This window comes from Streptomyces sp. NPDC058646 (assembly GCF_042716875.1).
GTDB lineage: Bacteria > Actinomycetota > Actinomycetes > Streptomycetales > Streptomycetaceae > Streptomyces.
In genome coordinates this window covers 1-1,503 of sequence record NZ_JBHXRK010000085.1, presented here as the reverse complement: position 1 = coordinate 1,503, position 1,503 = coordinate 1, and the positions used below count along the sequence as shown (strand labels likewise).

Genomic DNA, 1,503 nt, shown 5'->3' with positions numbered 1-1,503 from the left:
ACCACCTACACCGAACTCGGACCCGACACCACCCTCACCACCCTCACCCACAACACCCACGACGACACCACCGCCGTCAGCCTCCTGCGCCCCGGGCAGCCGGAGGCCCAGCAGGTCGTCACCGCGGTGGCGCAGCTGCACGCCCGGGGTGTGCGGGTCGACTGGGAGGCGTACTTCGCCGGGTCCGGTGCACAGCCGGCCGAGCTGCCCACGTACGCCTTCCAGCACGAGCGGTACTGGCTGGAGGCGACCGCCCAGGCCGCGGATGCCGCCGGCCTCGGGCTGAGCCCGACCGGTCATCCCGTCCTGGGGGCCTCCCTGGAACTCGCCGACGGGGACCAGACCCTGTTCACCAGCCGTCTCTCCCTCCAGACGCACCCCTGGCTCGCCGATCACACCGTCCTCGGGACGGCTCTGCTGCCGGGTACCGGCTTCGTGGAGCTGGCCGTCCGGGCCGGTGAGCAGGTCGGCTGCGACCGGATCGAGGAGCTGACGCTCTCGGCTCCGCTGATCCTGCCGGAGCGCGGCGGCGTGCAGGTGCAGCTGGTCGTCGGTGAGGCCGACGACTCCGGCGCCCGGAGCATCGCCGTGCATTCGCGGCCGGACGGCGACGGCACCGAGGGCCGCCCCTGGACCCTCAACGCCAAGGGCGTACTGGCGCCCGGTGCGCCGGCCGGCGACACCGGCACCGACACCTCCGCTCTGGTGGCATGGCCTCCGGCCGGAGCGTCCGAGATCGCGCTGGACGGTGTGTACGAGCGGCTGGCCGAGCAGGACTACGGCTACGGACCCGCCTTCCAGGGCCTGCACCGCGTCTGGCGCGGCTCGGCGGGCGAGATGTTCGCCGAGGTCAGGCTGCCGGAGAGCGCGCGTTCCGAGGCGGGCCGGTTCGTGCTGCATCCGGCTCTGCTGGACGCCGCGCTGCACCCCCTGCTGCCGGGCGTCGTCGACGAGGACCGTGCGGCTCTGCTGCCGTTCTCGTGGTCCGGTGTACGGGTCCACGCCTCCGGGGCGTCCGTGCTCCGGGTCCGGCTGACGCTGTCAGGGCCGGAGGAGGCCGCGCTGACGGTCGCGGACGGGACCGGCGCACCGGTGGCGACGGTGGAGTCGCTGTCGCTCCGCCCGCTGTCGAAGGAAGCGCTGCTCGAGGCGGGCAACACCCTGCGCGACGGCTTGTTCCGTATCGCCTGGACACCGGTGGACCCGGGCGGTGCCACGCCCGCCGACGCCGGCGCCTGGGCGGTGGTCGGCGACCTGGACGTCGCCGGAGTGACGCGCTCGTACGCCGGTCTCGACGCCCTGGCCGAGGCGGTGTCCGATGGTGCGGACGTACCGCGGACCGTGCTGCTGGCGGTCGCGGCCGGCGGGGGCGAAGTGCCCGGCGCTGCGCACGACGCCGTTCAGGACATGCTGCGGACGGTTCAGGGCTGGCTGGCCGACGAACGGTTCACCGACACCACCCTGGTCATCGCCACCCGCGGCGCCGTCACCACCAGCACCCAG

The 1,503-nt window shown here is 74.0% G+C and carries 1 protein-coding gene; it reads left to right on the top strand.

The features are described from left to right. Positions 1 to 1,503: polyketide synthase dehydratase domain-containing protein (locus tag ACFWUZ_RS36300; RefSeq protein ID WP_384382395.1), on the top strand; the 1,503-nt coding region annotated here is incomplete at both ends.